18 protein-coding genes are annotated in these 18,221 nt (G+C 36.8%); 3 read left to right on the forward strand and 15 right to left on the reverse strand.

All coding sequences use genetic code 11. The annotated features are described in order from the left end of the window. From QWY88_RS03300 to QWY88_RS03310, 3 genes are read right to left on the reverse strand one after another with little or no spacing between them, the layout of a single operon-like run. Window positions 1–1,023: an HD-GYP domain-containing protein gene (locus QWY88_RS03300; RefSeq protein WP_304544026.1), complete on the reverse strand. Its 1,023-nt coding sequence runs from the start codon at window positions 1,021–1,023 to the stop codon at window positions 1–3. Window positions 1,024–1,068: 45 nt separating this feature from the next. Next, window positions 1,069–3,894 carry an excinuclease ABC subunit UvrA gene (gene uvrA, locus QWY88_RS03305; protein ID WP_304544028.1) on the reverse strand — a complete coding sequence of 942 codons (2,826 nt, stop codon included), beginning with the start codon at window positions 3,892–3,894 and terminating at the stop codon, window positions 1,069–1,071. Beyond that, the gene (locus QWY88_RS03310; protein ID WP_304544030.1) at window positions 3,887–4,624 is read right to left on the reverse strand and encodes a sulfite exporter TauE/SafE family protein; all 738 of its coding nucleotides are present in this window, start codon (window positions 4,622–4,624) and stop codon (window positions 3,887–3,889) included. The genes uvrA and QWY88_RS03310 overlap by 8 nt, the downstream gene beginning before the upstream one ends. A 93-nt stretch (window positions 4,625–4,717) precedes the next feature. Between QWY88_RS03310 and QWY88_RS03315 the strand changes: the two genes are divergently transcribed. The 3 genes from QWY88_RS03315 to QWY88_RS03325 are packed head-to-tail and all read left to right on the forward strand — an operon-like array spanning window position 4,718 to window position 6,370. Next, window positions 4,718–5,146 (forward strand): chemotaxis protein CheX, encoded by a 429-nt coding sequence (locus QWY88_RS03315; RefSeq protein ID WP_304544033.1) that lies wholly within the window; start codon window positions 4,718–4,720, stop codon window positions 5,144–5,146. Next, window positions 5,139–5,450, forward strand: coding sequence for a flagellar motor switch protein FliN (gene fliN / locus QWY88_RS03320; protein WP_304544035.1), 312 nt, complete (start codon window positions 5,139–5,141; stop codon window positions 5,448–5,450). Before QWY88_RS03315 ends, fliN begins: the two co-directional genes overlap by 8 nt. Next, window positions 5,447–6,370 (forward strand): hypothetical protein, encoded by a 924-nt coding sequence (locus QWY88_RS03325; RefSeq protein ID WP_304544037.1) that lies wholly within the window; start codon window positions 5,447–5,449, stop codon window positions 6,368–6,370. Before fliN ends, QWY88_RS03325 begins: the two co-directional genes overlap by 4 nt. A 1-nt stretch (window position 6,371) precedes the next feature. Here QWY88_RS03325 and QWY88_RS03330 read toward each other — a convergent pair whose 3' ends face one another. The 12 genes from QWY88_RS03330 to QWY88_RS03385 all read right to left on the reverse strand — a co-directional run bounded on the left by QWY88_RS03330 (window position 6,372) and on the right by QWY88_RS03385 (window position 18,219). Then, window positions 6,372–8,102 (reverse strand): sugar phosphorylase, encoded by a 1,731-nt coding sequence (locus QWY88_RS03330; RefSeq protein WP_304544039.1) that lies wholly within the window; start codon window positions 8,100–8,102, stop codon window positions 6,372–6,374. Window positions 8,103–8,111: 9 nt separating this feature from the next. Beyond that, a complete protein-coding gene (locus QWY88_RS03335) occupies window positions 8,112–9,332 on the reverse strand; it encodes a glycosyl transferase (RefSeq protein WP_304544041.1) in 1,221 nt (406 codons plus the stop codon). 2 nt (window positions 9,333–9,334) lie between these two features. Continuing rightward, a complete protein-coding gene (locus QWY88_RS03340) occupies window positions 9,335–10,501 on the reverse strand; it encodes a glycerate kinase type-2 family protein (RefSeq protein ID WP_304544043.1) in 1,167 nt (388 codons plus the stop codon). Further along, window positions 10,491–11,288, reverse strand: a complete 798-nt coding sequence (locus tag QWY88_RS03345) for an HAD-IIB family hydrolase (protein ID WP_304544045.1) — start codon at window positions 11,286–11,288, stop codon at window positions 10,491–10,493. The genes QWY88_RS03340 and QWY88_RS03345 overlap by 11 nt, the downstream gene beginning before the upstream one ends. A 65-nt stretch (window positions 11,289–11,353) precedes the next feature. Then, window positions 11,354–12,493 (reverse strand): hypothetical protein, encoded by a 1,140-nt coding sequence (locus QWY88_RS03350; RefSeq protein WP_304544047.1) that lies wholly within the window; start codon window positions 12,491–12,493, stop codon window positions 11,354–11,356. Next, the gene (gene dusB / locus QWY88_RS03355; protein WP_304544049.1) at window positions 12,493–13,446 is read right to left on the reverse strand and encodes a tRNA dihydrouridine synthase DusB; all 954 of its coding nucleotides are present in this window, start codon (window positions 13,444–13,446) and stop codon (window positions 12,493–12,495) included. Before dusB ends, QWY88_RS03350 begins: the two co-directional genes overlap by 1 nt. A 6-nt stretch (window positions 13,447–13,452) precedes the next feature. Continuing rightward, on the reverse strand, window positions 13,453–14,475 hold the full coding sequence (locus QWY88_RS03360; RefSeq protein WP_304544051.1) for a hypothetical protein: 1,023 nt from the start codon (window positions 14,473–14,475) through the stop codon (window positions 13,453–13,455). Between the two features lie 11 nt (window positions 14,476–14,486). Then, the gene (gene dksA / locus QWY88_RS03365) at window positions 14,487–14,840 is read right to left on the reverse strand and encodes an RNA polymerase-binding protein DksA (RefSeq protein WP_304544053.1); all 354 of its coding nucleotides are present in this window, start codon (window positions 14,838–14,840) and stop codon (window positions 14,487–14,489) included. 13 nt (window positions 14,841–14,853) lie between these two features. Continuing rightward, entirely contained in the window at window positions 14,854–15,312 is a 459-nt protein-coding gene (locus QWY88_RS03370) for a 23S rRNA (pseudouridine(1915)-N(3))-methyltransferase RlmH (protein WP_304544055.1), read from the reverse strand. After that, complete coding sequence (locus tag QWY88_RS03375; protein WP_304544057.1) at window positions 15,309–15,872, reverse strand: thiamine phosphate synthase; 564 nt, start codon at window positions 15,870–15,872, stop codon at window positions 15,309–15,311. The genes QWY88_RS03370 and QWY88_RS03375 overlap by 4 nt, the downstream gene beginning before the upstream one ends. Before the next feature lies 1 nt (window position 15,873). Beyond that, window positions 15,874–16,719: an acetyl-CoA carboxylase, carboxyltransferase subunit beta gene (gene accD, locus QWY88_RS03380; protein ID WP_304544060.1), complete on the reverse strand. Its 846-nt coding sequence runs from the start codon at window positions 16,717–16,719 to the stop codon at window positions 15,874–15,876. Between the two features lie 114 nt (window positions 16,720–16,833). Then, on the reverse strand, window positions 16,834–18,219 hold the full coding sequence (locus tag QWY88_RS03385) for a glutamate synthase subunit beta (protein ID WP_304544062.1): 1,386 nt from the start codon (window positions 18,217–18,219) through the stop codon (window positions 16,834–16,836). Window positions 18,220–18,221 lie beyond the last annotated feature (2 nt).

Genomic DNA, 18,221 nt, shown 5'->3' on the forward strand with positions numbered 1-18,221 from the left:
TTATTCTCCGTCAATTAACTCTTTAAATACTTCTATATGTTCTGCAAAAAGGTTTACGAGTCTAGGATCAAACTTTTTCCCTTTCTCATCTAAAATGTACTTCGCCGCATCTTCAAAAGACCAAGCCTCTTTATAGATTTTTTTCTCTAAAAGAGCATCAAGTACACTTACTATAGAAACTATTCTTGCATAGATGTGGATCTCATCACCCTTTAATCCTCTAGGGTATCCACTCCCGTCAAAATTTTCATGATGCTCATACGCAATGATTGCAGCAGCATTGATCAGTTTTTTACTTGAATTTTTTAAAACGTTTAAAGCAAGTTTTGGATGTTTTTGCATCACCTCAAACTCGTAAGTAGTAAGTTGATCCGGCTTGTTGACGATAGCATCTTCGATAAAGATCTTACCGATATCGTACAGCGGTGCAGCCAAATAAACCATTTTGATCTGTTCTTCCGTTAGAGTTCCGTCTAAAATAGCAAGCTGTTTAGCAAAATCGGCAACTCTTCTAATGTGCCCTACTGCTTCTATAGTATTTTCTTCTACCATAGCTGAGAGGATGTAGACCATCTCTTTTTGTGCATCTTCGGTTTCCGATAAAAGACGATTTTGTGTACTAGAGAGTTTTAACGATTTTCTATAACGGTGAAATTCCGTATGATGTCTTACTTTAACCTTCAGTTCACTTCTGTGAACCGGAGTTCTTATGTAATCGACACAACCAAGTTCAAACCCTTCGTCGAGATCATCAAAGTCACCCTCTTCAACCATTAAAACTATCGGGATATCTTGTAGTTCCGGAGAACGTCTGATGATTTGACACAACTCCAGACCATCAATTTCCGACATCCTCATAGCTACTAAAATCAGATCAAAATGCTTTGTTTTTAAAACTTCTACAGCATCTTGAGAGTTTAATGCATAAGAGAATCCATATCCATTATCTCTTAGTAGTTCAATGATGTTCTTCGTGTGTTCAATGACGTCATCTACGATTAATATTTCATCTCTGTTACTCATAATTTCTACTCATCTATTTTAGTCTTGTAGAAACCATTATACCATCTACTTGTGTAAAAGCAACTCTTTTTCTAAATATTTACCCGTATATGAACCTGACTTTTCATAATTGGCAGCCAACTCTTCAGGTGTTCCCACATCGATAATCTCACCACCGCCTGAACCACCTTCAGGTCCCATATCTACAATATAGTCGGCATTTTTAACCATATCTAGGTTATGCTCAATTATCAGTACACTATTTCCCAGCTCAACAAACTTATGGAGTACGCCTGTCAGTCTGTCAACATCGGCGAAATGCAGACCCGTTGTCGGTTCATCCAAGATATAAAGTGTTTTTCCCGTATCTTTTCTACTTAACTCTTTAGAGAGCTTAATACGTTGCGCTTCACCGCCTGAGAGTGTAACCGCATTTTGTCCAAGTGTAATGTACCCAAGCCCGACATCTACAAGTGTTTTAAGTTTCTGATGAATTTTTGGAATCGGTTTAAAGAACTCAAATGCTTCATCAACCGCCATATTCAGTACATCAGATATCGTTTTCCCTTTATACAATACTTCTAACGTTTGTTGGTTATATCTCTGTCCCTGACAACTGTCACACTTCACCATGATGTCCGGTAAAAAGTGCATCTCGATTTTGATCTCACCCTCACCCTGACACTTCTCACAACGTCCGCCTTTTACGTTAAAAGAGAATCTTGAAGATGTATAACCTCTGATCTGTGACTCTTTTGTTTGTGCAAACAGGTTTCTGATCTCATCCATTACACCCGTATATGTTGCAGGGTTTGATCTTGGAGTTCTACCGATAGGGCTTTGATCAAGGTAGATCACCTTGTCGACATTCTCAAGCCCATTGATCTCAACACCCGCTACTTTATTTACTTTTCTTGCATGGTTGAGTAATTCTCTTGCAGTCGGTAAAAGTGTTTGAAGAATAAGGGAACTTTTTCCGCTTCCACTTACACCCGTAATACATACAAAGTTGTTAAGCGGTATCTTTACACTTAGATCTTGAATATTGTTCAGAGTTACATTTTTTATCTCAATGAACTTATCTTGTTCTCTACGATAAAAATACTCAATCTTTTTTCTTCCAAAAAGGTAATCAGCTGTTGTCGTTTTTGCTTTTTTCAACTCTTTAAGTGTCCCGCTAAATACGACGTTTCCACCGAATTTTCCTGCACCTTCACCGATATCTACGATAAAGTCGGCATGCTCGATCGTCTCTTTATCGTGTTCAACTACGATCACGCTGTTCCCTTTTTCCTGAAGGTTACGAAGCGTTTTGATAAGTTTTAACGTGTCACGCTCGTGCAGACCGATACTCGGCTCATCAAGTACATACATAACACCTGTAAGACCTGAGCCGATCTGAGAAGCGATACGGATACGCTGTGCCTCACCACCAGAGATCGTACGTGCATCACGCCCGAGTGTAATATAGCCAAGCCCTACATCGTGTAAAAAGAAAAGACGTTCACGAATCTCATTTAAGATCGGTGCTGCAACCATCTCGTTTTGCTTATCCATGTAAGAAAAATTATCCTCTGCCACAAACCACTCATAAGTCTTTGTGATCGGCATATCTAAAAGTTCCGGTATCTTTTTCTCACCGACTCTTACTGCAAGAGATTCAGGTTTAAGTCTGTGTCCGCCACAAACGTCACACACCTTCTCACTCATATAGTCATTAAGCTCTTTCTCATCTTTGAACATATCGTAAGCGATACGGATGATCCCCGGCCAGATACGTTTTACTTTATGTTTCTTCCATAAAAATTCTACCTCACCGATGTTGCCGTGCAAGATAGCTTTTTGCTGGTGTGTTTCGAGTTCAGAATATGGAACGGTGATATCGATCTCATTTGCTTCGCAGAACCCTTTTAAAAATGTAAAGTAGTACCCTTTGTTAAAGCCGTATACGATCTTTACAGCACCCTTTTCAATACTTAAATCTTGATCGATGATCTTCTCTATATCTAAAGTATAACGAAGCCCTAAACCGTCACATTCACTACAAGCACCCTTTGGAGAGTTAAAAGAGAAACTAAGCGGCTCTAACGGGTCAAAACTGATCTTACAATCAAAACAAGCGTTGTGCTCAGAATAGTGGATATGCTCTTTAGATCCTACCTCTTCATGGTTTAAAACATCTATCTCAAGTTCACCGTAACTCTCTTTAAGTGCTTTTTCTACCGATGATGCTATACGCTCTTTGTTTTCCGCTTTGACAACTACACGATCCACAACAACTTTGATCGTATGTTTTTTCGTTTTTGAAAGCTCGATCTCATCATCGAGTCTGACCATTACACCGTCGATCATTGCACGCACATACCCTTTATGTACCAATGATTCGATAAGATCTGCATACGAACCTTTATTTTCACGAACTAAAGGAGCAAGAAGCACAAGTTTTGCACCCTCTGGGAGCTTTGCAACTTCAGCGATGATATCTGAAGCCGACATCTGAGAGATCACTTTGCCACATTTATGACAATGCTGCACCCCTACACGTGCATATAAAAGTCTAAAATAATCATATATTTCAGTGATCGTTCCAACAGTAGAACGGGGATTTTTAGAGGTTGTTTTTTGGTCGATCGCAATCGCAGGCGTAAGCCCCTCTATTTTATCAACATCCGGCTTACCTACTCTATCTAAGAACTGTCTTGCGTATGATGATAACGATTCCATATAACGACGTTGCCCTTCGGCATACAAAGTATCAAAAGCAAGTGTAGATTTACCGCTTCCACTAAGTCCTGTCATAACTATCAGTTCATTTTTCGGAATTGTTAAATCTATATTTTTAAGATTATTCTCTTTTGCACCTGTTATTTTGATAACATCTTTTTTACCCATTTATAAACACTCTCTTTATTAAATAAACCACTACAAATATATAAAATACAACTATCAGTTTTTTTTGCAGCGTTACTTCTATTTTATCTTTAAAATGTATCCCTATATATACACCCAACAGGGATATAACACCTATAATTATGCCTCTTTGAAAATCGACATGTCCTTCAAGCGTATGGGATATCAACCCTGCTATTGAAGAAAATACGACAAAGAACAAACCGGCAGAAATCGCACGTTTTAATTCTACATGCAAGAATCCTACCAAGATAGGTACAAGCATGATACTACCGCCAACTCCGATAGTGATGCTCATCATACCTATGAATATCCCGATAACAAAAAGAATACCTCTTTTTACCTCTTTTGGTTCTGCGGCTTCTTTTACTGGCATAAACAATCTAACAAGTGCAAATGTAGCAAAAAGTAGGAAAAAAACTTCTAAAGTTTTGTTACTAAATGCTGCCGTTATAAAACCGCTAAGTGAAGCCCCTACAAAGCCACCGAGTCCTATGTATGTAATCATAGCGACATCAAGGGTACCTTTTTTATGGTTTATATAGCTTCCAAAGATCGAGCCAAACACCATCTGTACAACAGAGATACCGATCGCTGTTTTTGTATCGATTCCGAGCATTAAAAGCAAAGGAACCAAAATAGTCCCACCGCCAATACCAAAAAAACCGGATAAAAACCCTGTAAGAAGCCCAACTGTCAATAATTCAATCATAAGTGCAATTATAGCGAATTCTAATACGATTTAATTTTCATTTGTGTTTGCATAAAGTATAATCATCCCTATAATAAATAATGGCGGTTAAAAATGTTAAATACTATTGAAGAAGCGGCAATAAATTTTTGTATCCATCAGATTCGTGCAGATCACGGGGTAAAAGATGGTATTACAAAAAAGAGAACACTTATTGCTTATATAGATTTAGATGCTCAAGACGGGAAAAAATACAGAGCATACATCGCATCAGATTCAGGCTTTATGCAAAGAGTTTCAAAACTTTTTCTTGAAGAGGATGAGAGTGATGAAGAGACACTGACAGATATGACATTAGAAACTGCTAACCTTATCATCGGTAGTGCTAAAGTTATAGCTGAAGAAAAAAGTCAAAATCCGTATACGATAAATACACCGTATTTTGAAAAAATCGGGGAGTTTGATCTTGAATATGACGATGCAAAAACTATTCAAGTCGGCGATGATGAAATCACAATAGCACTTAAGGAATTCAATGCCTAAAAAAGATTTTAACCTTAAAGAAGACCTATCATGGATGGACTATTCCGGAATTCTCGATATGGAAGTGGAATTTATAGCCGACCTCGGCGAAACAGATCTTTCACTTAGAGAAGTTCTCAAACTTGAAAAAGGTTCGATCATCGATCTTAAAAAGCCTGCAGGTGAGAGTGTCGAGTCTTATGTAAACGGTCGTATTTTAGGAAAAGGTGAGGTTATGGTATATGAGAAAAACCTTGCTATTCGTATCAATGAAGTATTAGATTCCTCTGCTGTTTTATACTACTTATCTAAAGAGAGATTATGATCAAATATTTACTTCTATTTTTACTCCCTTTTTCACTTTATGCTTCTAAGATACTCAGTTACAATATCTACGAAAGAACTGACCGTGCAGATGTGATGATCACTTTTGATACACCCTACTCCGGAGTTATTAAACAAAGTAGAGGACAGTCAAAAACTATTCTAAAACTTTCAGATGCTTCTATAGAATCTTCAAAGATCAAAAAAGTAAATTCAAAATATCTCAAATCTCTGGCTATTACACCGCTTGCAGACTATACTCAGATCGTTGCTATTACACCGAGTTCTGTGAAACTTGTAGCTTCAAAAACATCTGACGGTTATGGTCTTAGATTACGTTTTACGGAACAAACTGCAGCAAAAACAACGCAGCAAACTACAACATCTTCCTCACCAGATCTTTCAGCATTACCGACAAAACAGGGTGATGATTTATCGATGAGTTACTATGTAGTGATCGCTATCTTAATAGTTGGTATTATTATTCTTTTTTACCTAAAAAACAAGATACAAGCGAAACAAACACCGACACAACAAAAGCAAAACTCTTGGTTATTTAAACAAGATGTAGCAATGCAACAACCGACTGCGGCTCCTGTAAGTGACGAAAATGCTCTTCAAAATAATGAAATTTCTATCCGTTTTCAAAAGAGCTTAGACGCTAATAATAACGTTGTAATGCTTGACTTTCTAAACCAAAGTTATCTCGTTTTACTTGGAAACGGAAATATTTTACTTGATAAATTTGTTGACGATAAACCAACAACACAACAAGAGTTTGAAACTATTTTACAAAACAGACATGCAGAACTTGAGAAGTTTTTAGAAAATCCGACACCTCAATCTACTAATCACTTAGATCTCAATGAACCGCTACAGTCTTATAAAGAAAGAGCGGCAAGTTTAGCTTACGGAGAGTAAGCTAGACCTGTTTTAACCATAACATCCCATACGCTTCAATAGTAAGCATCTTCTCCGTACACGGTTTGTGTGTAATAATCTCTAAAAGATTTGCATCACAGTGATCGGATATATCTATCTCTATTGTACGATCTGAAAAGTTATACACCGTGATAATAGCTTCACTTTTATCTTTAGAAAAATGTTTAATAGCAAAGAGTTCAGGACCTAAATCTAATGTCTCAAATGTCGCATAAGGGTCAAAGGCCTTTTCATTGATACGGATAGAGATCAGCTGTTTATATCTTTTAAAAATACTGTTACGTAAACCATTCTCATCTTCTAGTTCCTCTTTTACATTATCGAAATTTAGCTTCTCTCTGTTGATAGCTCTGTTTCTTCTCGTCTTTTTTGCACCCTCAAAGTAACTTTCAGATCCTACTAATGAGTGAAAATATATCCCTGGAACTCCTGGCATTGTAAGGGTTACTGCTTGAGAGAGCATCATCCTTTTAACACGCAGACTCTGTTCGGAATCTGGATGTGTCAATATGTCTATATAACTGCTGTTTAATTCATAAGGTGCTTTTTCATCTGCATTTCCATTCATCGCTCTGTAGGAAACTAAACCGTTATGTGCCAAACAGGATTCAACTAAAAAGTTTACCTCCTCTTCAGTAAGTATATCACTCACGGCACGTAATCCCACTCCGTCATGACTTGCCGTAAAGTTAAAGAAACACACTTTATCACTCGGCAGTTTCAACTCTTTAGCCCATCGTGTCAGTTTTGTCGTATCCCCTTTTAAGATCGAAAATGCAAGAAGCGGAGGGAGTGCAAAGTTATATACCATTTGTGCCTCATCATCCCCCTCACCGAAATAGGAGATATTTTCATCATGGGGTACATTGGTTTCTGTAATGATTAATACCTCAGGAGCAACAGTATGCACAACCTGTCTCATTAACTGAATCAGTGCATGTGTTTGAGGCAGATGGACACATTTTGTTCCCACCTCTTTCCAGATAAACGCTATAGCATCAAGACGTAAAAGAGATGCACCGTGTTGTACATAAAACAACAACACATCCAAAATTTTTATAAGTACTTTATAGTTGGCATAGTTAAGGTCAACCTGATCGCGACTAAAGGTTGTCCAAATACTTCTCTTTTTCCCCTCATCATCGGTATATTCACTAAGCAGCGGAATCGTTCTAGGTCTTACTACCGCAGAGAGATCGGTTGATGGGTCTAGCTCTATAAAAAAATCGAGGTAATTTGGATGGTTTGCAAGATACTTATTAAACCATTCACTCAAATGACTAATATGATTGATAACTCCGTCAAACATTAATCTGTGGTCCTTACTCAAAGCCTTAATATCTCTCCAAGAACCCATCAGGGGTGATACCCCTTTATAATTAACGATTGAGAAGCCGTCATCGCTTGAGTACGGATAAAACGGCAAAATATGTACAGTATTTATATAATCCTCGACATACTCATCCAAAAACCGTTTTAATGTAGCAAGAGCCGTTTCCTCTTCATGAAATATCTGATTCCCGTATGTAATGAGTATTACATCTTTTTGAGTTAAAGTATACGGTTCTGCTTCAACTACGTTTTTATACTTCTCTATTAGATCAAGGATCTTTTCATACGCTTTTACGGCGTCACTTCCGCCGTAAATCAATACTAATGCATCTTTGATAAGTTGTAATCTATCTTTCGTATCGTGTGATATTTCCGACATCTTATTCTCCTATGATTCAGATTGTACACTCTTGATAAAAGCTTCCGATATTTCCGGGAACACGGAACGTACACTTGTCCATGCAGAAAGTGCCGGAACACCGAAAGGATCTGCTGAGAACTCATCACAAGCTCTTTCCAATGCTTTTTCAAAGTTCTCCACAACATCGATCTCTTTTTTTCGATCGTATGTTACACCGTTTAGTTTTGCCAAGGCATCAAACTTACCAATCGCTTTTCTACTTTCATGAAAGAATGTAGCACGTAATGTTTTTAAAGACTCATCAGAAAAAACGATCCCTTGTTGCGACATAATTCTAAAAATAGTTTGTGCAATATCTATAGCCATTTTTGCTATACCGCCGTCAAGCTCATTCTCTTTGTCTTTACTTTTTAACTCTTGATGCTTATGCTCATAACTCTGCATAATCTCCGTCTGACAAATTCTTCTGACCGATGTATTGTCAAACACCTCACTAAGTGTTGAGACTTCCAGTCCCCATGTAGGCGAGATTCGGATACTGCGTGCTAATGTTCTGATAAACGAGAACTCTCCCGAGAGTGCATAACGGAAACTCCCCATATACTCTAAGTACCTGCAATCTCCGTACGTTAAACGCAAGGCTGTAATAAGCGGTGAATAAAAGAGTCTTGTAGCCCTGCCGTGAAGTTTATTTGTCACTCTTGAATAGTAGCCTTTGTTAAACTCAAAATTTAATGCCGGATGGACAATAGGATAAAACAATTTTGCAGGGATTTCACGGGAATAATTTACAATATCGCAGTCATGTAAAGCAAAAGCATGGGCATTTGGATCTGAGAGAGCGTGACCTATCATTGTCCACACATTTCTCCCCTTCCCTTTTATATCTAGGCTCCCAAAACCGACCTCCGATATATCTTTATACAGTGCTTGTATCTGAGGTCCATCATTCCATAAAATATCTACAGGGATATCAAGAACAGACATAATCTCTTTTACTTTTTCATACTGCTCTTTTGTTGCCGCATCAAGTCCCAGAATAATTTTATAGATATACTTCACACCTTTTAGTTCATTGAGTATGGTTTGCATTGCCGGTGTTTCAAATTCGGAATAGAGTGCCGGTAACAATAACACCATATTACGTCGTTTTGCAAACTTCTCTAATTCATGTTCAATATCTTCTAAACTTCTCTCTGATACATTTTGCAGTGTCGTAATAATCCCGTTTTGAAAAAAATCTGCCATTGCTACCCCTTTTTTGTTTGTTTTAAAATAATTATAAAATCCATCACATTTGTCCCTGTCAAACCTGTAATAAACCCTGCTCCTAGTTTTTGAAAGAACGTGGCACTATCATTAGTTTTAAGATAGTGTTTCGGATCAAGTTCTTGCTTCTTACTTTTTGTTAAAAGAGTGTGTTCAACAAATGCACCGTTGGCATCAGAGTTACCGTCAACTCCATCACTGCCGGCACATAATATTGATATATCTTCCGTTATACATTTACTCATTAACAGCCGTAATGCCAGTTCACTATTACGTCCGCCGATTCCATCACCTTTTACCCGTAAGGTTGTTTCTCCTCCTATTAAAAGACAAAAAGAATCATATCTTTGGTCATATTGCTCAATTTCATTACAGATGTACTTTGCCGCTTTTTTAGAGCTTGTGTCTAAGGTTGTTGTTAAGATTTTTGTTTTTTGTACATAATTTTTTATATAGTTTTGTGCACTTTTTAAAGCTATAGTGTTGTTGCCGATAACATAGTGGGGAAATTTTTTACTTAGCATAGGGGCTGAACCAATCGTCTGAAGGTCATCCCCTATTACATCACTCAAAACCAATACAAACCCTTTGGCCTTACACATCTTAGCCAGCTTGCCACCTTTAATAGCAGAGATAGATTTTCTAACTGTATTGAGCGCTTTAATATCTACCCCGGAAACCAATAAGGCATTAGATATTTTTTCAAACTCATCCAAGGAGAGATTGTTGATCGGTTTTTCGATCATCGCCGAGGCACCGCCGCTTAAAAAGAAAATAAACAGATCATCACTTTTAAGCTTCTTTATCTCTTTGATCATTTGAGTTGCACACTGAAAGCTTTTATTTGATACTTTAGGATGGGATGATTGACATGTTTTTATATAAGAGAGTTTTTTATTTTTTAAAGAGACTGAGAGTCCCCCTTTGATACGACCTCCTAAGATCTTTTCAGATTCCTTGGCCATATCGTACCCCGCTTTTCCGACACTGAATATATAGAGATTTTTAAAAGATTTTAGGGGGATGTTTTGATCTACTATCAGTAGGGAGTTTTCTTTTAGTGCAATACTTTTGCCAATAATCGTTTCTGCCTGTACACTTTTTAATGCTTTGTAAAATATCTTTTGCAAGAGTATTTTAGAAGACATCGCTTAACACCTTTTCGTTAAATCCGGCACTTCCTTGATAAGTGGATTTCTCAATGTTCTTTATGTCGGTAGTGATGTATCTACCGCAATGGTTTTGAATAATAATGGGGTTATCGACATTTTTAAACATCGGTATGTCATTGTAACTATCTCCAAAACCGAAAGTCTCTATATCTTCATCAAAAAGTTTCCGAAATAGCCGGGTTGTTTCTTTAACTGCCACCCCTTTATCCTGACCTTTTGCTATAAGATGGTAAAAACGCCCGCCTTGCGTTACTTTAAGATCGTAACTCTCGGCTAAAACTTCTAGCTCTTGTATTTTAGCAGGGTCTTCAATAACAAAAGGTTCAGTAAAATCTCTCTGTTTGGCCAGAGAAGCATGTTCATAATCAAGCTGTGTTAAAAGCATAATATCGTCGACACTCATCTCACTAAACCCTTTCATACAAAACTCTTTTTTATACTGATTATAAAAGCTCACAACTTCATTATAGCGCTTTCCAAAGAGAATCATTTTGTACCCATCGTACTCTTCTAGATCTTCTAAAGCCAGACCTTGATACCCTTTTGGTATAAACAAAGCTGCACCGTTTTCAGTTATAAATGGTTCTATTATACCGACTTTTTTTTGTAGTTGTATAACTTCGGCTTTTGTTTTACTCGTTGTAAATATAAGGGGAGTTTGTGTTTCTTTGATTTTATTGAGGGCTTGAAGGGACGGTTCGAAAGAGTAATCATCGTGATTTAACAAGGTACCGTCTAAATCTGTAAATATCAGTTTTTTCATAGTTGTAGTGTAATATATTATTATTACATACCGTCCTTTTCATTGTTGAAAAAATAAACAATCGATTATCTTTTTCTTTGAAACCTCTCAAGAAGAAGTTTTTTTATGACATTTAAGTTGGCAACACTTAGTTTATATTCATCATCCATCATCTTATTTATATGGAAAACTTCCGTCACCGTAATACCGTAAGGATCTTTTTTCTCTTTTACAAGTTTACCATCATCATTGAAACTATACAAATAAAGATTTTTTCTTGCAGTTTGAATGTAGTATGTAAGTACAATCTCATCTGAGTGTTTTTTCTCGATTGCAACAACAACTCTTTGATCCTCTTTGTAATCTTTTGGATCTATTCCTATAATCTTTTGCGCACTTTGCGTTGAGATAAATCCAATGTAAAACTTATTGTAAAGGTCATGATATCTCTGAATTTTAGGATTATATAAAAAGCCCATATCTACAATGTGTTTTTTATGACTTCGAAGAGTTTTTGTGATCCAGCTCATCGTATTGTAATATCTAAAAGGATGCAGTTTCAGCGTATGTGCCTCAACCATTTTAGAAGATTTCACTCTATCTTTTGGTTGGAGTTTTTGCTTGTCAAGATCCATGATGTACTCTAGTACTTCCGTAGCTGAAAACTCTTTTGTAAACCAAACTTTACAATAAGAAGGGAACTGTTTGTAACCTGTAGCACCGTGGTTTAAAATGATCAGTGCTTTGATCTCGTAATGTGGAAATATGATTTCTAAAAGAGCTTTTTTCTTCCGTAAACGTTTACGGAGTTTGAGCACATTTTTTACAAGCGTCATCTCTACAAAATAAAGCTCATTGTTTTTCGTAATGAACATTGCATCAAATTCACTAATCTCACGTGATTTTGTTCTGTAAACGATTTGCTCTTTTTCACTGATGGAAAGAGTATTTGCATACGCTTTTTGCTTATTTTGGTGGAATCCTTTTAAAATAAACTTTGTAATATAGTCATTCTCTTGGGCATAGCGAAGAAGCTTTTCGTAGATAAAGTTTTCAAAGACTTCACCTTCAAAAGAGCGGTATGAACTCAGGTATGAAGGATCATCTTGATCAACGCCCTTTTTTATTAGAGAGAGTAAATGCTTTGTATTATACGCATAGTGAAGTAAGTTATCAGCGATATCTTCTTTCTCTAGATTTTTGATCGATTCGCTAATCTCAAGCATCAAGATACCATTTCAGAGTTTTTGAAAAACTCATCGATGACATCTCTAAACTCTTGAATGTCAACTATTGTATTTACTTGGTTTCGAAGCGCTGAAGCACCGCGATATCCTTTTGAGTATGTATGTGTATGTTTTCTAAACATTGCTACACCGTGAGCACCGTAAAACTCTATCATCTTATCGTAATGCTCCATAATGATCTCATGTTTAAGATCAAGTGCTATATCTTCACTTCCTGTACGGAGTTGATGAAAGATCCAAGGAGCCCCGACAGCACCGCGTCCGATCATTACACCGTCAGCCCCTGTGTGCTCTAGCACCCATTTTGCTTTTTCGTAAGAATCGATATCACCGTTTGCTATTACAGGAATGTTAACCGCTTTTTTGATCTCTGCTATTGCATCGTAATCAACCGGAGCTTTAAACTTTCCTGCACGTGTACGACCGTGAACTGCTAAAAAGTCTGCTCCGCTGTCTTCAACGATTTTTGCGATATCCACATGATTTTTCTCTTCAAATCCAAGTCTTATTTTTACCGAAGTCATAGATTTGTTCGAAGTATCTTTGATAGTTTTAATAATATCACCCATTAAAGGCAGGTCTAACAGAAGTGAACTTCCGCTTCCGTGCCCTACTACTTTTGGAACAGGACAACCGCAGTTAAGATCGATTATATCTATCCCCTCTTGCTCATTGAGCACTTCAACTGCCTGGCGTACTATGTTTGTATCGGCACCTGCAATTTGAACAGAGTAAGGATCTTCAAGTGGAGACTTTTCAATCATGTGAAGTGTTTTTTTAGAGCCGTGTGCTAAAGCGTTAGAGCTTAACATCTCACTAACAGTAAGATCAGCTCCAAACTTTTTTACGACACTTCTAAAAGGGAGATCGGTAAATCCGGCTAATGGTGCTAAAACATAAATAGGTTTTTCAAAAGATATTTTTTGTGACATAATTCTCTATATAAACATATCTATATGGAAGTTTTTCCCACACTCTTTAAGTGCACGGTATGCTCTAAAGTTTAAATACTCATCAGCAGAAGTGATATCTAAAATCTCATCGGCAGGGGCAATCATTTCTAGATCGAACAGTGTATAAAGGTAAGCATCCATTGCATCTTCATTCGATTCAATAAGTGTCTCAAACAGTTTCATTCTCTGCTCTGGAATCATACTGCTTTTTGAAAGTGTGCGAGAGATATTGATAAGGCTTTTTTTATCTAACTCTAACATATTCATCAATTCAATAAGTTGTTCGTTTGGAATCTCAATACGGTTTTTATCAGCATTAATACGTGCAAAAATTGTACTTAAAGCCTCTTCACTCATACACTCTTTATATTTTTCAATACCTTCTAAAGAAGCTGTTTGTACATAATCTACATACACCTCTTTACGTAATACTTCCGCATATTTTGCCGGATTATTTAAAACAGCTTCTGCAGTAAGTCCACCGCTTTTATACTTGTTTCTTTTATTTGCAATAACAAGTTCATTCTCAGCTCTAAGACCATAAGGTTTTAGATCAACAACTTCACCTGCTTTAATTTTATTTATAAGTTCTAGGATATTGTCAATTTTTTCATTATTTGTAGAACCTGCAATATCTTTTAAAGGTGCAATAGCAGTATTCTCAAGTAACATTCCAAGAAGTTTATATCTTGGTGTTCTAAATTCGTAATGTCTATTTGCTTTGCCTAAGTAAGCATCTACTGTAGCATCGATAATTTTGTCATAATCTTTTTGATACTTACGATCTTGAAAACTGCGCATAAGTGAATGGAACCACATGTGTGCAGTACTAGCGATGTACAATATAAAAACAGGAATAACAACTAATAATGCGATCGATAAAGCTGGCATTTGCGTACCAAATAGGTTGATTGCAAAAGTTTCTGGCGTTACGTATGCATAAACAAACCAACCAACTAATGCCATCCATATTAACGAGGCTATTGTGTATCTTTTTAAGTACATCATATTAAAATCCTTTATTTTTTAGACTTTTCTGCTATCTCTCTACAATCTATACAATAAACAGCATGAGGTTTTACTTTCAGTCTTTGAAAACCTATCTCATCTTCACACATTTCGCAGATGCCATATCCACCTTTAGATATCTTTCCTAGAGCAACCAGTATCTCATTCAATTCTTTTTGTTGTTGCTCTACTATAGCACTCTCTACCATTGAATTATTATTTACTGAAGCGTGATCACCTTCATCATTTAGTTCTAGAGAACTTAGCCCGTTAAGTTCGTCGTTAACACCATTGATATTTTTTTCAATCTGTTCTTTACGACTCTCTAGTATCTCTTTAAAAAACTCTAATTCACTTGCTTGCACTTACTTGTTTCCCTTATTTGTGATATGGATGATTGCTGAGTATAGAAAACCCTCTATAGATCTGTTCTAGCAAAACAACTTTTGCTATTTTATGACTCATAGTGATTTTACCTAAACTTATAACTGCATCACTTTTTTTCAAAAACTCATCTTCAAAGCCGTAAGCTCCGCCGATGAAAAATTTCACCGACATTTTATCATTTAAAAGCTTACTAAATTCAAAACTGTCGATTAATTTTCCATCAGGATGCAAAGTTACGCTAAATCCACTCCCTAAATGAGGTTCTAAAACCTTTGTATATGCCCTTTGTGAGGCCTCTGGTGAGATAGTGTGTGCTTTTGTTACATCTTTTGTAAAAATTTCGGTATCACTCACTTTTGCAAAGCGTGAAATCATCTTTGTTAGGTCTTTATAAAGGGGATCGTATATAGATTTCTCTTTTTTTGCGATGGAAATAATCTCTACATTCATATGAGCAGACCACTTCCTATCACATGATATGTAACATTTGCAAAGCGATCTTCCTCTTTTACTCCACCGATTGCAGCAACATAATGTTTTGAAAGCCTGGCAATTGCATCTAAATCATCTCCTAAGACATGTGATATATCTTTCTTTGTAGATGTGTCTCTGTATGCACCTAAACCTATGTAGTTTAGGTCCATCTCATTAGCAGCGAGAACCTCTTCATTATTATGAGTAGAGATACCTAAAATTTTATCTTTTCCAATCACATTTCTTAAAATCTTTACAGCTTTTTTTGTATCTGTATCAATCTGTGCAAGATCTTCTTGTCCAACGTGTACACCGTCACAAAACTCTATAAGCTCATAAGCATCGTTTACGATTAGAAAACCGTCATAGATTTTTCTGATGTTGATAAGTTGTTGTTTAATAAGAGATATATCCGCAGATTTGTTTCTGTACTGAATTATTTCAGCATTTTTTGCTTTTGCTAGTTCTATATACTTTTCTACAGAGATGCCGCGAGTATCGAGCATCTCTTGATCGCAAAGTGCATATAAACGCATTTTAATCTTTTTTAAGAAGTGTAAGGAGGTCTGAAAGTGTCTTTTTTAACTCATTTCTATTAACGATCATATCAATAGAACCTTTTTCAAGTAAGAACTCAGCTCTCTGGAAGCCGTCTGGAAGTTCAGAACCGATAGTTTGCTCAATAACCCTTTGCCCTGCGAAACCGATAAGTGCACCCGGCTCAGCGATGATGATATCACCTAATGTTGCAAACGATGCAGATACACCACCCATTGTAGGGTCAGTAAGTACTGAAATATACGGAAGGTTGTGTTGACCAAGTTTTGCTAAAGCCGCAGACGTTTTAGACATTTGTAGAAGTGAGAATGTACTCTCTTGCATTCTAGCTCCACCTGAAGCTGAGAAGATGATAAGACCGTGTTTGTTCTCAATTGCACGATTTACCGCGCGAACAATCTTTTCACCCTCTACAGAACCGAGTGATCCACCCATAAACGAGAAGTCAAAGATAACTACTTCTACACCTACGCCGTTCATCGTACAACTACCGCTTACTACAGAAGACTTTCTACCAGTTTTTGCAAAACCCTCTTCTACACGTTTAGTATACGGTTTTTTGTCAACAAATTTAAGTGGATCTACAGGTTCTAAAGATGCATCGTGTTCAACAAAAGTTCCTTCATCCGCAAGTAAAGCGATACGCTCTTTCACACCTATACGGATATGAAATCCACATTTAGGACATACATAATTTTGATTTTCAACCTCTTTGTAGTACATTAAAGAGTGACAAGATTTACATTTTATCCACTGTGCAGAAGCTTCAACTTTTTCAGGTTCTTTAGTTTGTGATGATCTAGTAAAAAGGTTTAGTAAATTCAAAAAAATATCCTTAATTAATAATAGTGGGGAATTATAGCAAATTTATACTTAATAATTGAAGTTTTTAGAGAAGGTTTATTTAAAAAGTTTATATCTCCGAGGTGGAGATATAACTTATTTTAGTAGAGATTCTACAATACTACGAGCAGCTTCACGACCGTCATATGCAGCAGTTACAACAAGATCAGCTCCACGGAAACAGTCCCCTCCGGCATATACACCAGAAGTAGATGTTTCATGAGTTTCATCATTAATAATGATTCCACCCCAACCGTTTGTCTCGATTCCGTTTTCTGCTAAGAATGACGGAACTACAGGGTCAAATCCTAAAGACATAATAATAACATCAGCGTTAACACGGTACTCGCTACCTTTTACCTCTTCCATTCTTTGACGACCTGATTCATCTTTAGCACCAAGAGTTGTTTTTACAACTTCAACTGCTACGGCATTCCCGTTTTCATTTAGAATAATATCTTTTGGAGATACTAAGAAAGTAAAGTCAACACCCTCTTCCATAGCATTTTTATACTCTTTTTTAGAACCCGGCATGTTGTGCTCATCACGACGGTATAAACATGTAACAGATTTAGCACCTTCACGTTTCGCTGTACGTAAACAGTCCATAGCAGTATCACCACCACCAACAACTACAACATTTAAGTCTTTAAAGTCAAACTTTTTGTCATATTCAGTACTAAAGTTCTTTTTCTGAATATTTGTAAGGTAATCCATAGCTGCATAAACATTAGGAGCTTTCTCACCTGCAATACCTGCTGATTTTGGTTTTGTAGCACCGATACCGATGAACATAGCATCATGCTTGTCTGCAATCTCTTCAAAAGTGATATCTTTTCCTACTTCACAGTTAAGAACTAACTCTAGTCCAGCTTCTTGAAGAAGTTTTACACGACGATCAACTATCTTTTTGTCAAGTTTGAAGTTAGGGATACCGTAAGTTAAAAGACCACCTGCACGGTCAGCTCTTTCATACATAGTTACCGCAATTCCCGAACGTAATAAATAAGTTGCCGCTGAAAGACCAGCTGGACCACTTCCTATTACTGCTACTTTTTTATCTGTCGTAATTCCAGGGAAATCAGGTTTTAATCCAGCTTTAAACCCCTCTTCGTTGATGTACGTTTCAACAGAACCGATTGTGATCGCACCGTGTCCGTCATTTAAAGTACAATCCCCTTCACAAAGTCTGTCGTGTGGACAAACTCTTCCCATAACTTCCGGAAATGGAGATGGCTCATTTGAAAGTTTAAATGCGAATTCAAGATCTTTTTCACTTACAGCTTTTAGCCATTGTGGAATGTAGTTATGAAGCGGACACTTATTTAAACAATAAGGATCCCCACATTGGATACATCTGTCACTTTGTGTAGATGCATCATTCGTAGTGAAAACTTCATAAATCTCTTTAAAATCTTTTGTTCTCTCAACTACTAATCTTTTTGTAGGATCGATTCTTTCTACTGATAAAAATTCTCTCATTA

This window comes from Sulfurimonas sp. hsl 1-7 (genome assembly GCF_030577135.1).
In the GTDB taxonomy this organism is placed as follows: Bacteria; Campylobacterota; Campylobacteria; order Campylobacterales; family Sulfurimonadaceae; genus Sulfurimonas; species Sulfurimonas microaerophilus.